Source organism: Microbispora bryophytorum (assembly GCF_043197435.1).
Classification (GTDB): domain Bacteria; phylum Actinomycetota; class Actinomycetes; order Streptosporangiales; family Streptosporangiaceae; genus Microbispora; species Microbispora bryophytorum.
Map to the genome: position 1 here is coordinate 686,568 of NZ_JBICTF010000001.1, position 14,772 is coordinate 701,339.

Here is a 14,772-nt window from a genome sequence, read left to right on the forward strand (position 1 = left end):
GCCGCCTCCCCCAGTCCGCACATCGAGGTGAGCATCTGATGGTCTTCGTCCCGGACGCCTCCTACACCGATCCCAGCGCGTGGCGGATCGCCATGGACGCCAGTGAGGGAACGCTGTCGATGACGACGTCGAAGGGGCCGCGGCTCCTGCACGAACTCCCCTGTTTCCACGGCTCCTTCTATGTGAGCCCCGTCGGGCTCCTGGCGGGGTTCACGCTGCAGCTGCCGCTGCCGGTCTACCCGTCGTGGCTGCGGGAGGACGAGGCGCCCGTGCTCTTCTGGGAGTCCGTCGACCTGGAGGCCGAGGACGCCCCGAACCAGGTCCAGGGGAACGCCCGGCTGCGGCTGGGCAGGCGGGAGATCTCCGCGGCCGTGTCCGGCCTGTGCACGGAGGTTCCGGTCGGCCAATCCGGCCGCCCCTATCTGAAGATCGTGCTGGAGACCGTGTTCCCCTCGGTCAGCCTGCGCTGGCCGGTCGAGGCATGGCAGCGGCTGCGGCCCGTGACGCTCAAACTCTTCACCGAGATCCGTCCCGCCGACCCGCAGGATGCGCAGTGGCCGGAGCCCGAGCAGTGGGGCCGGTGACTAGGGCGGTGGGCCGGTGATCCGGGCCGGGCAGGCCCGGACCACCGATGGCGCGGCACGACGGCGCGGGCCCGGAGGAACGCCTCCGGGCCCGCCCGCCGCGAGAGGGGTCAGCGCGTCAGCGCGCGGTTCTGTCCCTCCTGAAGTGCGGCCTGCCCGTCCTCGTTGTGCGGATGACCGTTGACCGGCGGAACCTTCTCCCCGCCGTACGCCCTGGACATCCGCAGGCGCAGCCTGCCGAGCGGTCCGCGGAGCCCCTTGGGAGGGACGGTCTCGTCGTACGGCAGCACCGGCACCGGTTCCTTGCCGCGCAGGTGTGCCTCGATGTCCTCCGCCGGCCGCGAGTGGACTTCGACGTACCCGCCGTTCGGCAGCCGCTTGATCACCCCCGACTCCACGCCGTGCGCGAGCACCGCGACGTCGGAGCGCTGCAGGCCCAGGCAGACGCGGTAGGTGATCGCGTAGGCCAGGGCGGGCGCGACGAACACGAGGATCCGTCCGGCCCAGGTGGTCGTGTAGAGGCTGATGCGGAAGTTCGCCGAGATGAGGTCGTTGCCGCCGAACAGCCAGAGCACGCCGTAGAAGGCGACGGCCGCCATGCCGATCGAGGTGCGGTGCGGGTTGTTGCGCGGCCGGTCCGCGAGGTGGTGCTCGCGGTTGTCACCGGTGAGCCAGCGTTCCAGGAACGGGTAGAGCGCCATTCCGACGACGATGACGCCCAGTGGCACCAGCGCGGGGATGACCACGCTGAGCGGGATCGTGCCCACCTGGGAGGTGCCGAAGAGGTTGATCTCCCAGGCGGGCATGATGCGCAGCGCCCCTTCGAGGAAGGCCAGGTAGAAGTCGGGCTGCGAGCCGGCCGAGATGTCGGCGGGCGAGTACGGCCCGTACAGCCAGACGGGGTTGATCTGTGCGAACGTGCCGAGCGCGGCGATAACGGCGAACGTGAACAGGAAGAACGCTCCCGACTTCGCCATGAAGGCCGGGTAGAAGGGCGCGCCGACCACGTTGCGGTTGGTCCGGCCCTTGCCCGGGAACTGGGTGTGCTTCTGCATCCACATGAGGATCAGGTGCGCGGTGACCAGTGCCAGGATCAGGCCGGGCAGGAGCAGGATGTGGATCGAGTAGAAGCGGGAGATGACGTCCCCGCCCGGGTACTCGCCTCCGAACAGGAAGAAGTTGAGGTAGGTGCCGACCACGGGCAGCCCGATGACCACGCCCTGGGTGACCCGGAGGCCGGCGCCGGACAACAGGTCGTCGGGCAGGGAGTAGCCGGTCAGGCCCTCGAACAGCGCGATGGACAGGATCACCACGCCAATGAGCCAGTTGAGCTCGCGCGGCTTGCGGTAGGCGCCGGTGAAGAAGACCCGCAGCGCGTGCGCCATCATGCCGGCGATGAAGACCAGGGCGGCCCAGTGGTGTATCTGCCGGATGAGCAGGCCGCCGCGGACCTCGAAGCTGATCTGCAGCGAGGACGCGTACGCCTCGGACATCGTCACGCCCCTGAGCGGGGCGTACGTGCCGTTGTAGACGATCTCCCCCATGCTCGGCTTGAACCAGAACGTCAGGAAGGTGCCCGTCAGCAGCAGGATGACGAACGAGTACAGCGCGATCTCGCCGAGGAGGAAGGACCAGTGGTCGGGGAAGACCTTGCGGATGTTGCGCCTGACGAAGCCGCCCGCGCCCAGGCGGTCGTCCAGGAATGTGGCCGGCCCGGCGATGCGCTCGGGCACGGTTCTCGGTTCGCTCAAGAGTGGCCTCCGTTCTCCCTGGCCCGCGCCTCCGCGTCGCCGCGCTCCCAGTAGCTGGGACCGACCGGGGCGGGGAAGTCGCCCAGCGCGATGAGGTAGCCCTGTTCGTCGACGCCGATCGGCAGCTGCGGCAGCGGCCGGGCGGCGGGGCCGAAGACGACCCTGGCTCCGTCCGCGGCGTCGAAGGTGGACTGGTGGCATGGGCACAGGATGTGGTGGGTGGTCTGCTCGTACAGCGCGGCGGGGCAGCCCACGTGGGTGCAGATCTTGGAGTAGGCGACGATCCCGTCGTGCGTCCAGTTCGGCTTCGTGCCGGCTCTGAGCTCCTCCGGACGGAACTTGACGAGGATCACCGTCGCCTTGGCCAGCACGTTCAGGTCGTGTTCGTATCCCTGCGGGACGACCGACAGGATGCCTCCGGGTGAGTTGAAGTCGGCGGCGCGGATCGGCTGGCCGGTGCCCTCGACGACGAGCCGAAGCGGTCTGCCGTCCTTGGTCTTCTCACCCCAGACCGTGTGGCCGAGCCGCCGGTGGAGCTGCGCGGCGGGCACACCGCTGGAGTCGAGGTCGCGCAGCAGCACCAGCGGTGCCAGGCCCAGCGGCGCCGCCGCGAGCAGCAGCGTGCGGCGCAACAGCCGGCGCTTGACGATGCCGCTCTCCCCGGTGCCGCGCACGAACGTGGCCGCGACCTCGGCCCGTACGTCCTCGGGTGAGGCCATGGGGTGGCGCTGCTGGACCAGCTCGTACTTCGGCATGATCTGGCGCACCCAGATCACGATCCCCGCGGCCAGCGCCAGCAGCGCCAGTGTCAGCGTGCCGCCGAGCGCGACGTGCGAGGCGCCCGTCGCGCTCAGGCCGCCGACCTGGAACCGGACGTAGGCCACGAGGAAGGCCACGAGGGCGGCGAACGCGAGCGTGAAGCACAGCGCCGCGATCCGCTCCGCCCTGCGCGCCTTCCGTTCGTCCTGCGGAACGACGCCGGGGACGGCGGGAACGCCGCGGTCCACGTCGCCGGCGTCCGGGATCCCGGACGCCACGGTCTCGGAGAAGGGAGTCCCGGAGAAGGGGGTGTCGGAGAAGGGGGTGTCGGATAAGGGGGTGCCGATGACGCGCGCGGGTCTCCGCCGCTCCGGCCGCCCGGTCTCGTGCTCGTTGTCTGTCATGACGAAAGTCGCTTCTCTCGCGGCCGGTCAGCCCGCGGCACGGATATGTCTGTTCCTCCCGGGTCGCCGGCCCGCGCCGACGCCCCTGAGCTTGTCCTGGTTGGCGATGATCCAGATGCGCGTGACGAGGTCGGCGGCGCGATCGACGTCGACCACGATGACGGCGATCGGCTCGCCCCCGGCGGTGATGAGCGCCGCGGGCCCGCCGTTGACGTCCAGGATTGATCCGCCGCCGATGTCGTCGGTCTCCGCGGCCGCGATGCCCGCTGGACGCAGCACCCGGCGCAGGCCGCATACGAGCAGGCGGCCGACCTTCGCCGCGCCCCCGACCGGGTTCCTCGCCACGCCGCGGCGGCCGTTCCCGTCGATGGACAAGGTGACCTCCGGGGCGAGCAGGTCGAGCAGCGCCCGCAGGTCACCGCCCAGGCAGGCGGCCAGGAAGCGTTCGGTCACCCGCCTGCGGACCTCGCGGTCCTGCCGGAACCGGGGCCGCCGCTCACCCACGTGCGAGCGGGCGCGGCGGGCGAGCTGCCGGACCGCGGTCTCGGACCGGCCGACCACCGCCGCGATGTCGGCGAAGGAGAACTCGAACGCCTCCCGCAGCACGAACACGACCCGCTCCAGCGGGGAGAGGGTCTCCATCACCACGAGCATGGCCATGGAGACCGAGTCCGCCGTCTCGGCGCCCTCCTCGATCGCGGGCCCGGTCGGCAGCGGTTCGGGCAGCCACTGCCCCACGTACGCCTCCCTGCGGGCCTTCGCCCAGCGCAGGCGGTCGAGGGCGAGCCTGGTCGTGACCCGGACGAGGAAGGACCGGGGATCGGCGATCCCGGAGTGGTCGACGCGGTCCCATCGCAGCCATGCCTCCTGCACGATGTCCTCGGCGTCGGTCACGCTGCCCAGCACCCGGTAGGCCACCCCGAACAGCAGATCCCGGCTGCTCTCGAAACTGGCGACTGGTGTGGGCTGCCCATCGGTCACCGCGGGCATCTGGCCTCCTTGTCTCCGCCTCCCCTATAGAGACGCGCCGGAGGTTCGAGACGTGACACGGAGGCGCCGGGGCGCGGGGCCGCCGGGAATTACGGACACCCGGGCGCTACGTGCACCTTGCCCGTTTTGTTACGTTCACCGCCCTTGACCCTCCAACATAGACGGGTATAAACACATACGAAACAACATCGAAATGGCGGTGAACCAACACGATGTACGCCGAGGAGCGGCAGCAGGAGATCCTGCGGGCGGCCCGCGACGCCGGCCGGGTCGACGTGGTGACGCTGGCCGAGCGGTTCGGCGTCACGACGGAGACGATCCGCCGCGACCTGACCGCACTGGAGCGCGCGGGCGTCCTGAGGCGCGTGCACGGCGGCGCGATCCCGGTCGAACGCCTGGGGTTCGAGCCCGCCCTGGCCGCCAGGGACGAGGTGATGACGGCCGAGAAGGAGCGCATCGCCAAGGCCGCCCTGGCCGAGCTCCCCGAGGACGGCTCCGTGGTCGTCGACGCGGGCTCCACGACGAGCCGGCTCGTCCAGGCGCTGCCCGCCGACCGGGAGCTCACCGTCGTCGTGAACTCACCCCCGCTGGCCACGGTGCTGGCGGCCCGCCCCAACCTGACCGTGCTCATGCTGGGCGGCCGGGTGCGCGGCCGGACGCTGGCGACCGTGGAGGACTGGGCCATCCAGCAGCTGTCGCAGCTCAACGTCGACGTGGCCTTCATGGCCACCAACGGCTGTTCGGTCGCCAAGGGCCTGACCACCCCCGACCCGGCCGAGGCGGCGATCAAGCGGGCGATGATCGCCTGCGCCGACCGCGCCGTCCTGCTGGCCGACCACACGAAATTCTCCGGCACCTACCTGGCGCGCTTCGCGACGCTCGGCGAGATCGACGTCGTCATCACCGACGCCGGGCTCGACCCCGACCAGGCCGCCGCGCTGGCCGCCGCCGGGCCCGAGGTGGTCCGCGCATGATCCTGACCCTGACCCTGAACCCGAGCCTCGACCGGACGATCGAGGTCGGCGCGCTCACCCGCGGGGCCGTCATCCGGGCGGCCGCCACCCACCTCGACCCGGGCGGCAAGGGCGTCAACGTGACGCGGGCCCTGCTGGCCAACGACGTCCGGTCGTGCGCGGTCATCCCGTACGGCGGCAGCGAGGGACGCCGGCTCCTCGACCTGCTGTCGGCGGAGGGCATCGACATGATCCCCGTGCCGGTGGAGGGCCCCACCCGGTCCAACGTCGCGATCGCCGAGCCGGATGGCACCGTCACCAAGGTGAACGAGCCGGGCACCGCGCTGACCCCCGCCGAGCTGGACACACTGGCGGGCGCCGTGCTCGACGCCGCGCGGTCGGCCGGCTGGGTGGTCGCCTCGGGCAGCCTCCCGCCCGGCGCGCCGGTGGACGTCTACGCCGGACTGTGCCGCCGGTTCGCCGACGCCGGCATCAACCTGGCGGTCGACACGAGCGGCCCCGCCCTCGTGTCCGCCGTGAACGCCGGCCCCGCGCTGGTCAAACCGAACCGCGACGAGCTCGCCGAAGCCACCGGCACGTCGATCGCCTGTGTCGGCGACGTGCTCGACGCGGTCGGCAAGCTGCGCGCCATGGGCGCGCGGTCGGTCCTGACCAGTCTCGGGGCGGACGGCGCGCTGCTGGTCGAGCACGACGAACAGGTCTGGTACGGCGAATGCGTGGTCGAGGAGCCGCGCAGCAGCGTGGGCGCGGGCGACGCCCTCCTGGCCGGCTTCCTCGCCGCGGGAGCCCGTGGCGCGACGGCCCTCGCCGAGGGCCTCGCCTGGGCCGGCGCGGCCGTGGGGCTGCCCGGCAGCCGGATGCCCCGCCCGGCCGACATCGATCGCACACACGTCCGGATCGGCCCCCCCGACCCGGCCCGGCCGCTCACGCCGCCCCCTCGCCCGGCGCCAGGGGGCATCTGAGCGCGCCACACGGCGCCCGCCGGCTCACTCGCCCTCCCCCAGCCCGCTGCCGGCTCGGACTCACCCGCTCCGGCTCGAACGATTCACCCGCTCCGTCCGCTCCGCGTCACACGACACATCCGGTCCGCTCGCTCATAACCCGGGGGATGACAGCGGTCCACCCCCTCACAACCCGGCCAGCCAGGCCGGTCGCCCCCCAAAAGGAGCACGTCAATGGCCACGCCCTATACCCCCACCGTCCACGGCACCGGTGTGCGGGCCACGATCCAGCGCTTCGGCGGCCATCTCGCCGGGATGATCATGCCCAACATCGGCGCCTTCATCGCCTGGGGCCTCATCACGGCCCTGTTCATCCCGACCGGGTGGATGCCGAACAAGGCACTCGCCGAACTGGTCGACCCGATCATCAAGGTCCTGCTCCCCGTGCTCATCGGCTACACCGGCGGCCGGATGGTCCACGCGCAGCGCGGCGCGGTCGTCGGCGCCGTCGCCACGATGGGCGTGGTCGTCGGGGCGGACGTTCCGATGTTCCTCGGCGCGATGATCATCGGTCCGCTGGCCGCGCTGATCCTCAAGTACGTCGACAGGTTTACCTCCGAGCGGACCCGGGCCGGCTTCGAGATGCTGGTCGACAACTTCACCGCCGGCATCGTCGGCGCGGTCACGGCGATCGCCGGCGTCCTCGCCATCGGCCCGGTGGTGGAGAAGTTCACCGACGTGGCGGGCAGCGGCGTCGAGTGGCTCATCGCCCACTCCCTCCTGCCGATCGCCTCGGTCATCATCGAGCCGGCCAAGGTGCTGTTCCTCAACAACGCGATCAACCACGGAGTGCTCGGGCCGCTGGGCGTCGCCGAGTCGGTCAAGCACGGCAAGTCGATCCTGTTCATGCTGGAGTCCAACCCGGGCCCCGGCCTCGGCCTGCTGATCGCCTACCTGCTGTTCGGCCCGAGGTCGCTGCGTCCCAGCACCCCCGCCGCCATGATCATTCATTTCTTCGGCGGCATCCACGAGATCTACTTCCCGTACGTGCTGATGAAGCCGCGCCTGATCCTCGCGGTGGTCGCCGGCGGCGCCTCGGGCGTGCTCACCTTCCTGGTCACCGGGGCGGGCCTGGTCGCGACTCCGTCGCCGGGCAGCATCTTCGCCTACATGGCGGTGACCCCGAAGGGCGGCTGGTTCGGAGTGATCGCCGGGATCGTGGTCGCGACGGCCGTCTCCTTCGCCGTCGCCGCCGCGCTGCTGGGCTTCGGCCGCGCCAACGGCGACAAGGCGGACGACCCGGCGCAGGACGCCGTCCCGCACGACACCGACGACACCACCACCAGCACGAACGACGACAATCGCGACACCACCGGCGAGACGGCGGCCGAGAGCGTGCCCGCCACCAAGGAGGCGTAGAACCGTGTCGAGCATCGAGGGCAAGGACGTTCGCAAGCTCATCGTGGCCTGCGACGCGGGCATGGGCAGCAGTGTCATGCTGGCGAGCACACTGCGCAGGCAGCTCAAGGGCACCCCGGTCAGCGTGGAGCACACCCCGGTCAACTCGATCCCCGGGGACGCCGACGTGGTCGTGTGCCACACCGGGCTGGCCGACCGGGCCAGGGCGAGCGCCCCCGGCGTCGTGCTCGTGCCGTTCCAGGTCTTCATCGGTGACCCGGCCGTGGCGCGGATCGTCACCGCAATCAAGAACGGGGGCACGATCGATGGCTGACCGGGCCGGCACGGCCCCGCTCCCCCTCGATCCCCGCGCCGTACGGACGGCCGTGACCGCCTCGGACGTCGAAGACGCCGTCCGGCAGTGCGGAGCGGTCCTCCAGGAGATCGGCGCGGTGGACCGGAGCTACACCGAGGCCATGCTCGAACGCGAGCGGTCGATCTCCACGTACGTCGGCGAGGGCGTCGCCATCCCCCACGGCACGCTGGCCTCGAAGGAGGCGGTCCGGCACGACGCCATCTGCGTGCTGCTCCTCCCCGAGGGCGTCGACTGGCACGGCGAGCGGGTGACGGTGTGCGTCGGCATCGCGGCCCGCGGCGACGGCCACCTGCGGCTGCTGTCGCAGCTCGCCCAGATCCTGCTCGACCCGGAACGCGCCGCGGCCCTGCGCGCGGCCACCGAGGTCGACGAGGTCATCCATCTGCTGCAACCGGACGAAGAGGAAGACTCCGAGTGAAAGTCGCCCGTTTCCATGCTCCCGGGGACATCCGCCTGGAGGAGGTGCCCGAGCCCGTCGCCCACTCCGGCGAGGTCAAGATCCGCGTACGCAACTGTTCGACGTGCGGCACGGACGTCAAGATCTACCGGTTCGGGCACCACCACATCAGGCCGCCCCGCGTGATGGGCCACGAGATCGCCGGGGAATCGTGGAGGTCGGTGAGGGCGTCACCGGCTGGAGCCCGGGCGACCGGGTGCAGGTGATCGCCGCGATCCCGTGCGGCCGGTGCGAGGAGTGCCGCCGGGGCCACCTCACGGTCTGCCCCAACCAGGAGTCGATGGGCTACCACTACGACGGCGGCTTCGCGCAGTACATGGTCGTGCCGGCCAAGGTTCTCGCCGTGGACGGGCTCAACCGCATCCCCGACGGGGTGGGCTTCGCCGAGGCGTCCCTCGCCGAGCCGCTCGCCTGCGTGCTCAACGGGCAGGAGCTGGCCCGCGTCGGCGAGGGCGACGACGTGGTCGTCGTCGGCTCGGGCCCGATCGGCTGCCTGCACGTGCGGCTGGCCCGCTCGCGCGGCGCGGCCCGGGTGTTCCTCGCCGACCTGAACGCCGAACGCCTCGCGATGGCCGCCGCCCTCGTAGCGCCGGACGCGGCGATCTGCTCGGGCGAGACCGACCTCGTCGACGAGGTGCTCAAGCTGACCGGAGGCCGGGGCGCCGACGTGGTGATCACGGCGGCGGCCTCCGGCGCGGCCCAGCAGCAGGCGTTGCAGATGGCCGCGCGACAGGGCCGGATCAGCTTCTTCGGCGGGTTGCCGAAGGACGACCCGGTCATCGCCTGCGACTCCAACCTGGTGCACTACCGGGAGCTGACCATCGTCGGCGCCAACGGGTCGAGCCCCGCGCACAACGCCCGCGCCCTGCGGCTCATCGCCGACGGAGCGGTGCCGGTGGCCGACCTGATCACCCATCGCCTCGGCCTGGACGAGGTCATGGACGCCGTCGACGTCGTCGCCCGCGGCGCCGCCATCAAGGTCACCATCGAACCCTGAAACCGAGCCCTGAACCGAGCCCTGAATTCGAGCCCCCGATTCGAGCCCTGAGAGGAACCCGATGCCGGAAAGGACACTGGCGGTCGCCTCGCGCTCCGGCCTGCACGCCCGCCCCGCGAAGATCTTCGTCGAGGCATCGGCGCGGCAGGCGGTGCCCGTGCGCATCCGCGTGGGCGACGGAAAGGCCGTCCCCGCCAACAGCATGCTGGGCGTGCTCACCCTCGGGGTCGGGCACGGCACCGAGGTCACCCTGGAGGCCGACGGCCCGGGAGCGGAGGAGGCCCTCGCCGCCCTCGCGGACCTGCTGTCCCGCGACCTGGACGCCGAAGGAGCCGAAGGGGCCGCCTGACCGCCGGCCGCGGACACGGGAACACCCGGCCACCCCGCCCGCCTCGCCATGGCCTCACCGCACCCTGCCCCCGCACCCCGCACCCGGCCCCCGGCCCCCGCACCCCGCCCCCGCGGCCGTCGTCGCCCGCGACGATGGCCGCCGTGCGCTCCTTCGGGGAGACTGGGAGGGCGGGAGGGAGGACCGGCCGATGGCGACACAAACACGGCGGACGACGGACGCGGACGAGCGCGACGAGCGCGACGAGCGCGACGAGCGCGACGAGCGCGACGAGCGCGACGAGCGCGACGAGCGCGACGAGGCACGCTACCTGCGCCGGCGGCCCGCTCCCGCGCTGCGTCCGCTGGTCGCGTGGTACAGCGGCTACCGCGAGGCCGGGGTCCCGCCGGCCACGCACCGCGGCCTGCCGTCGCCCTACCTGACGATGATCGTCACGCTCGACGATCCGCTCGTCGTCGCGGAGCACCCCGATCCGCGCACCCCGCCCGGGTCGTACGACACGCTGGTCGGCGGGCTGCACACCACCCCCGCGCTGATCACGCATGACGGGCGGCAGTCGGGCGTGCAGCTCGCGCTGACGCCGCTCGGCGCGCGGGCCCTGCTCGGGCTGCCCGCCGGGGAGCTGTCAGGGCTCGACGTCGACGGCGCCGAGGTGCTCGGCCGGCTGGCGGGCGAGCTGCGCGAGCGCCTGCTGGAGGCGCAGGGCTGGGACGAGCGCTTCGCGGTCCTCGACGGGGTCCTGTCCCGGCACGCCCGCCCCACGCGGGCCCACCCGGCCGAGGTGGCGCGGGCGTGGCAGCGGACGCTGACCGCCGGCGGGCAGGTCACCGTGTCCGACCTCGCCTGCGAGGCCGGCTGGAGCACCAGGCACCTGAACGGCCGGTTCCGGGAGGAGATCGGCCTGTCCCCCAAGGAGGCCGCCCGGGTGGTGCGGTTCGACCGGGTCCGCCGCCTGCTCCAGGGCGCGGCGGCGTCCGGGCGGCGGCTCACGCTGGCCGACGCGGCCGCCGAGTGCGGGTTCTACGACCAGGCGCACCTCGCCCGCGAGTTCGGCGGCCTCGCCGGGTGCTCGCCCAGCCGGTGGCTGGCCGAGGAGGGCGGCCACGGCGGCGAGCTGTTCCGAAACGTCCAAGCCGGGGCGGGGGACGGCTCGCCAGACTCGACGGCATGAACGACACCACACCAGCACCTCAGGTATGGCCCACCCTGCGGGCCGGGGACGCACGCGCACTGATCGCCTTCCTCGTCGAGGCGTTCGGCTTCGAGGAGACCGCCGTGTACGGCGAGGGCGACCGCGTCGACCACGCCCAGCTCTCCTGGCCGCACGGCGGCGGGATCATGCTGGGCAGTGTCCGGGACACGCCGGACGACAAGTGGCGCCTCACCCCCGGCTCGTTCGGCGCGTACGCCGTGACCGACGACCCCGACGCGCTGTTCGCGCGGGCGACCGCCGCGGGGGCGCGGGTCGTCCAGGAGCCGTACGACACCGACTACGGCTCCCGCGAGTTCGCCGTCCGCGATCCGGAGGACAACCTCTGGTCGTTCGGCACCTACCGCGGCGAGCCGCGGAAGGCGGCCCCCGCGGGGTGAGGTAGACGATTCCCCGCCGTCATTTCGGCGGAGCGCGGGACGTGCGGTGCTCACCGCCGTCACCACCGAGCCACGCGGGGCGCGATCGTGCCGCCGGCCCGCCCCCGCGTGCTCCCGGCGTTATCCAGGATCTCCTCTCCTGAGGGCGCCAGGACGAATACCCCGACAAAAACCGGAAAGGGGGGTATTGCAGAGGATAAACAGCTCAAATGAGATCACATAGCGAGAGGAGCCGTCCCATGACGGACGTGTCGAGCAAGGGACCGGAGCCCGGGGACGAGCGTCCGGTGCTGACCAACCGTCAAGGGCACCCGGTCTACGACAACCAGAACCAGCGGACGGTCGGCGCACGCGGCCCGGCCACTCTCGAGAACTACCAGTTCCTTGAGAAGATCAGCCACTTCGACCGGGAGCGCATCCCGGAAAGGGTGGTGCACGCGCGCGGCACGACGTCGTACGGCTTCTTCGAGGCGTACGGCATGTGGGGCGACGAGCCGATCGCCCGGTTCACGAGGGCGAAGCTGTTCCAGGAGGCCGGCAAGCGCACCGACGTGGCGGTGCGGTTCTCGACCGTGATCGGGGGACGTGACTCGTCCGAGTGCGCCCGCGACCCGCGCGGGTTCGCCGTGAAGTTCTACACCGAGGACGGCAACTGGGACCTCGTCGGAAACAACCTCGCGGTGTTCTTCATCCGCGACGCCATCAAGTTCCCCGACGTGATCCACGCGCTCAAGCCGGACCCGGTCACCTTCCGGCAGGAGCCGAACCGGATCTTCGACTTCATGTCGCAGAGCCCCGAGACGATGCACATGATCGTCAACGTGTTCAGCCCGCGCGGCATCCCGGCGGACTACCGGCACATGCAGGGCTTCGGGGTGAACACCTACAAGTGGGTCAACGAGCAGGGTGAGACCGTGCTCGTGAAGTACCACTGGATGCCCAGGCAGGGGGTCAGGAGCATGACGGCCGAGGACGCCGCACGCATCCAGGCCCACGAGCTGGGCCACGCCACGAAGGACCTGCGCGACGCCATCGAGCGGGGCGACCACCCGGAGTGGGAGCTGCTCGTCCAGATGATGAGCGACGACGAGCACCCCGAGCTGGACTTCGACCCGCTCGACGACACCAAGGTCTGGCCGGAGGACCTCTTCCCGGCCAAGCCGGTCGGCCGGATGGTCCTGGACCGGACCGTGGACAACGTCTTCGCCGAGAACGAGCAGATCTCGTTCGGCACCGGCGTCCTCGTCGACGGGCTGGACTTCTCCGACGACAAGATGCTGGTGGGCCGCACGTTCTCCTACAGCGACACCCAGCGCTACCGCGTCGGGCCGAACTACCTGCAACTGCCGGTCAACCAGGCCAAGAACGCCGACGTGCGGACCAACCAGCGCGACGGCCTCATGACCTACCGGCAGGACCGGGCAGGCGAGAATCCGCACGTCAACTACGAGCCCTCGATCAGCGGCGGGCTGCGCGAGGGGCAGTTCCCGACGCACGACGAGCAGGGCCCGCAGATCGTCGGCAGGGTCACCCGCAAGCGCATCCCGCGGACCAACGACTACAAGCAGGCGGGCCAGCGCTACCTGCTCATGGAGCAGTGGGAGCGCGACGACCTGGTGGAGAACTTCGTCGCCATGCTGTCGGAGTGCGACCGGCCGATCCAGGAGCGCATGGTCTGGCACTTCCTGCTGGTCGAGGACGACCTCGGGCTGCGCGTCGGCGAGGGGCTCGGCATCACACCCGACGACGTCAAGCACCTGGAACCGCTGGCGAGCCAGGACCTGACCGACGAGGACAGGGATCGCCTGTCCAACCTCGGCAAGAACGGCACGCGCGACGTCTCCGGCCTGAAGATGACGCACTGCGTCCCCGACGAGCGGGCGACGGTGCCCGCGATGTGAGGTCGCCGTGCGGTCAGGGCCCGGCCCGGATTTCCGAGCCGAGCCCTGGCACGTCCGCACCCGCCTGGGCCGCTACCCTACGGGGAGGCTGCGTTGTTGAGGAGTGTGCGACTATGCGGGTTGTTGATGCTTTCCGGCAGGCGTACGGCGGCGAGCCCACCGGGGTCTGGCACGCACCCGGCAGGGTCAACCTGATCGGGGAGCACACCGACTACAACGACGGATTCGTGCTGCCGTTCGCGGTGCCGTGGGGCGTCACCGCGGCCGTGAGCCCCCGCGAGGACCTCACCGTCCGGATCTCCTCGCTGCAGGCCCCCGGCGAGGAGCAGGTGCTGGAGGACGTCGAGCGAGCCGAGGGCTGGGCCCGCTACCCCGCCGGAGTCGTCTCGATCCTGCGCGGCGCCGGGCTGCCGGTGCGCGGCGCGGACATAGTGATCGACGGCGACGTGCCCAAGGGGGCGGGGCTGTCCTCCAGCGCGGCGCTGGAGGTGTCCGTCGGACTGGCCCTGAACGACCTCTACGGTCTCGACCTGGAGCCGATGGCGCTGGCCAAGCTGTGTCAGAAGGCCGAGAACGACTTCGTCGGCATGCCGTGCGGGATCATGGACCAGGCGGCTTCGACGCTGAGCAAGCAGGGGCACGCGCTGTTCCTCGACTGCCGCTCGCTGGCCGGCCGCGCCGTGCCGTTCGACCTGTCGGCGTACGGCCTGCAGATCCTCATCATCAACACCGGCGTCCACCACGAACTGGCCGACGGGCAGTATGCCAAGCGGCGCCAGGACTGCGAGAACGCGGCCAAGCACCTCGGCGTCCCGTCGCTGCGGGACGTCACCGACCTCGCCGCGGCCCTGTCGAGGCTCAGTGGCGACGAGCGGGCCCGCACCCAGCACGTCGTCACCGAGAACCACCGGGTGGAGGCCGTCATCGGGCTGCTGCGGGCGGGCGCCGTGCAGGAGATCGGCGCGCTGCTGAACGCCTCCCACCTGTCTCTCCGGGACCAGTACCAGGTCTCCTGCCCGGAACTGGACGTGGCGGTCGAGGCCGCCATCCGAGGCGGGGCGCGCGGTGCGCGGATGACCGGCGGCGGCTTCGGCGGCTCGGCCATCGCGCTCGTCGCCGACGACCGGGTGGACCGGGTGCGCACCACCGTGGAGCAGGCCTACGCCGAGCGGGGCTGGGGAGCGCCGACGTTCCTGCCGGCCACCCCGGCGGCCGGCGCCCACCGCCTCCGCTGACACACCACCCCACAGACGGGAGAGCCGCCCGCCCGGCGCACGGCATCGGGCGAGGCCGCCCACCTC

Annotated in this window: 15 protein-coding genes and 1 pseudogene; 13 read left to right on the plus strand and 3 right to left on the minus strand. The window is 71.7% G+C overall.

The features are described from left to right. The first annotated feature begins 38 nt into the window (after window positions 1-38). The gene (locus ACGFIB_RS03190; protein ID WP_393368107.1) at window positions 39-584 is read left to right on the plus strand and encodes a hypothetical protein; all 546 of its coding nucleotides are present in this window, start codon (window positions 39-41) and stop codon (window positions 582-584) included. Window positions 585-694: 110 nt separating this feature from the next. Here the strand turns inward: ACGFIB_RS03190 and qcrB are convergent, their stop codons facing one another. From qcrB to sigJ, 3 genes are read right to left on the minus strand one after another with little or no spacing between them, the layout of a single operon-like run. Continuing rightward, window positions 695-2,335 carry a cytochrome bc1 complex cytochrome b subunit gene (qcrB, locus tag ACGFIB_RS03195; RefSeq protein ID WP_393368109.1) on the minus strand — a complete coding sequence of 547 codons (1,641 nt, stop codon included), beginning with the start codon at window positions 2,333-2,335 and terminating at the stop codon, window positions 695-697. After that, the gene (gene qcrA / locus ACGFIB_RS03200) at window positions 2,332-3,498 is read right to left on the minus strand and encodes a cytochrome bc1 complex Rieske iron-sulfur subunit (RefSeq protein WP_393368111.1); all 1,167 of its coding nucleotides are present in this window, start codon (window positions 3,496-3,498) and stop codon (window positions 2,332-2,334) included. The genes qcrB and qcrA overlap by 4 nt, the downstream gene beginning before the upstream one ends. A gap of 27 nt (window positions 3,499-3,525) precedes the next feature. Continuing rightward, window positions 3,526-4,488 carry an RNA polymerase sigma factor SigJ gene (gene sigJ, locus ACGFIB_RS03205; protein ID WP_393368113.1) on the minus strand — a complete coding sequence of 321 codons (963 nt, stop codon included), beginning with the start codon at window positions 4,486-4,488 and terminating at the stop codon, window positions 3,526-3,528. A 212-nt stretch (window positions 4,489-4,700) separates the two neighbouring features. On the opposite strand from sigJ, the gene ACGFIB_RS03210 reads away from it, so the two are divergent. From ACGFIB_RS03210 to galK, 12 genes and pseudogenes are all read left to right on the plus strand, one after another. Further along, window positions 4,701-5,462 carry a DeoR/GlpR family DNA-binding transcription regulator gene (locus tag ACGFIB_RS03210; protein WP_142568271.1) on the plus strand — a complete coding sequence of 254 codons (762 nt, stop codon included), beginning with the start codon at window positions 4,701-4,703 and terminating at the stop codon, window positions 5,460-5,462. Further along, complete coding sequence (locus ACGFIB_RS03215) at window positions 5,459-6,424, plus strand: 1-phosphofructokinase family hexose kinase (RefSeq protein WP_393368115.1); 966 nt, start codon at window positions 5,459-5,461, stop codon at window positions 6,422-6,424. Before ACGFIB_RS03210 ends, ACGFIB_RS03215 begins: the two co-directional genes overlap by 4 nt. A 213-nt stretch (window positions 6,425-6,637) precedes the next feature. Further along, window positions 6,638-7,822 carry a mannitol-specific PTS transporter subunit IIC gene (gene mtlA / locus ACGFIB_RS03220; protein ID WP_393368117.1) on the plus strand — a complete coding sequence of 395 codons (1,185 nt, stop codon included), beginning with the start codon at window positions 6,638-6,640 and terminating at the stop codon, window positions 7,820-7,822. A 4-nt stretch (window positions 7,823-7,826) separates the two neighbouring features. Next, complete coding sequence (locus ACGFIB_RS03225) at window positions 7,827-8,135, plus strand: PTS lactose transporter subunit IIB (RefSeq protein ID WP_142568268.1); 309 nt, start codon at window positions 7,827-7,829, stop codon at window positions 8,133-8,135. Next, the gene (locus ACGFIB_RS03230; protein ID WP_357257674.1) at window positions 8,128-8,595 is read left to right on the plus strand and encodes a PTS sugar transporter subunit IIA; all 468 of its coding nucleotides are present in this window, start codon (window positions 8,128-8,130) and stop codon (window positions 8,593-8,595) included. The genes ACGFIB_RS03225 and ACGFIB_RS03230 overlap by 8 nt, the downstream gene beginning before the upstream one ends. Window positions 8,596-8,639: 44 nt before the next feature. Continuing rightward, window positions 8,640-8,914, plus strand: a pseudogene (locus tag ACGFIB_RS03235) (alcohol dehydrogenase catalytic domain-containing protein); the annotation flags it as partial. 36 nt (window positions 8,915-8,950) lie between these two features. Continuing rightward, window positions 8,951-9,631 (plus strand): zinc-binding dehydrogenase, encoded by a 681-nt coding sequence (locus ACGFIB_RS03240; protein ID WP_393368446.1) that lies wholly within the window; start codon window positions 8,951-8,953, stop codon window positions 9,629-9,631. A gap of 61 nt (window positions 9,632-9,692) precedes the next feature. After that, complete coding sequence (locus tag ACGFIB_RS03245) at window positions 9,693-9,980, plus strand: HPr family phosphocarrier protein (protein WP_393368120.1); 288 nt, start codon at window positions 9,693-9,695, stop codon at window positions 9,978-9,980. A 190-nt stretch (window positions 9,981-10,170) separates the two neighbouring features. Beyond that, window positions 10,171-11,151 (plus strand): helix-turn-helix domain-containing protein, encoded by a 981-nt coding sequence (locus ACGFIB_RS03250; RefSeq protein ID WP_393368122.1) that lies wholly within the window; start codon window positions 10,171-10,173, stop codon window positions 11,149-11,151. Then, window positions 11,148-11,570 carry a VOC family protein gene (locus ACGFIB_RS03255; protein WP_142568263.1) on the plus strand — a complete coding sequence of 141 codons (423 nt, stop codon included), beginning with the start codon at window positions 11,148-11,150 and terminating at the stop codon, window positions 11,568-11,570. Before ACGFIB_RS03250 ends, ACGFIB_RS03255 begins: the two co-directional genes overlap by 4 nt. Before the next feature lie 239 nt (window positions 11,571-11,809). Beyond that, window positions 11,810-13,471: a catalase gene (locus ACGFIB_RS03260; RefSeq protein ID WP_357257668.1), complete on the plus strand. Its 1,662-nt coding sequence runs from the start codon at window positions 11,810-11,812 to the stop codon at window positions 13,469-13,471. Window positions 13,472-13,584: 113 nt separating this feature from the next. Beyond that, entirely contained in the window at window positions 13,585-14,706 is a 1,122-nt protein-coding gene (gene galK / locus ACGFIB_RS03265; protein WP_393368124.1) for a galactokinase, read from the plus strand. Window positions 14,707-14,772 lie beyond the last annotated feature (66 nt).

What these genes read in the sequence shown, in the direction of transcription:
- ACGFIB_RS03190 (WP_393368107.1), top strand. Translation starts at nt 39, where the DNA reads ATGGTCTTCGTCCCGGACGCCTCCTACACCGATCCCAGCGCGTGGCGG.
- qcrA (WP_393368111.1), bottom strand. Translation starts at nt 3,498, where the DNA reads ATGACAGACAACGAGCACGAGACCGGGCGGCCGGAGCGGCGGAGACCC.
- sigJ (WP_393368113.1), bottom strand. Translation starts at nt 4,488, where the DNA reads ATGCCCGCGGTGACCGATGGGCAGCCCACACCAGTCGCCAGTTTCGAG.
- ACGFIB_RS03210 (WP_142568271.1), top strand. Translation starts at nt 4,701, where the DNA reads ATGTACGCCGAGGAGCGGCAGCAGGAGATCCTGCGGGCGGCCCGCGAC.
- ACGFIB_RS03215 (WP_393368115.1), top strand. Translation starts at nt 5,459, where the DNA reads ATGATCCTGACCCTGACCCTGAACCCGAGCCTCGACCGGACGATCGAG.
- mtlA (WP_393368117.1), top strand. Translation starts at nt 6,638, where the DNA reads ATGGCCACGCCCTATACCCCCACCGTCCACGGCACCGGTGTGCGGGCC.
- ACGFIB_RS03230 (WP_357257674.1), top strand. Translation starts at nt 8,128, where the DNA reads ATGGCTGACCGGGCCGGCACGGCCCCGCTCCCCCTCGATCCCCGCGCC.
- ACGFIB_RS03240 (WP_393368446.1), top strand. Translation starts at nt 8,951, where the DNA reads ATGGTCGTGCCGGCCAAGGTTCTCGCCGTGGACGGGCTCAACCGCATC.
- ACGFIB_RS03245 (WP_393368120.1), top strand. Translation starts at nt 9,693, where the DNA reads ATGCCGGAAAGGACACTGGCGGTCGCCTCGCGCTCCGGCCTGCACGCC.
- ACGFIB_RS03250 (WP_393368122.1), top strand. Translation starts at nt 10,171, where the DNA reads ATGGCGACACAAACACGGCGGACGACGGACGCGGACGAGCGCGACGAG.
- ACGFIB_RS03255 (WP_142568263.1), top strand. Translation starts at nt 11,148, where the DNA reads ATGAACGACACCACACCAGCACCTCAGGTATGGCCCACCCTGCGGGCC.
- ACGFIB_RS03260 (WP_357257668.1), top strand. Translation starts at nt 11,810, where the DNA reads ATGACGGACGTGTCGAGCAAGGGACCGGAGCCCGGGGACGAGCGTCCG.
- galK (WP_393368124.1), top strand. Translation starts at nt 13,585, where the DNA reads ATGCGGGTTGTTGATGCTTTCCGGCAGGCGTACGGCGGCGAGCCCACC.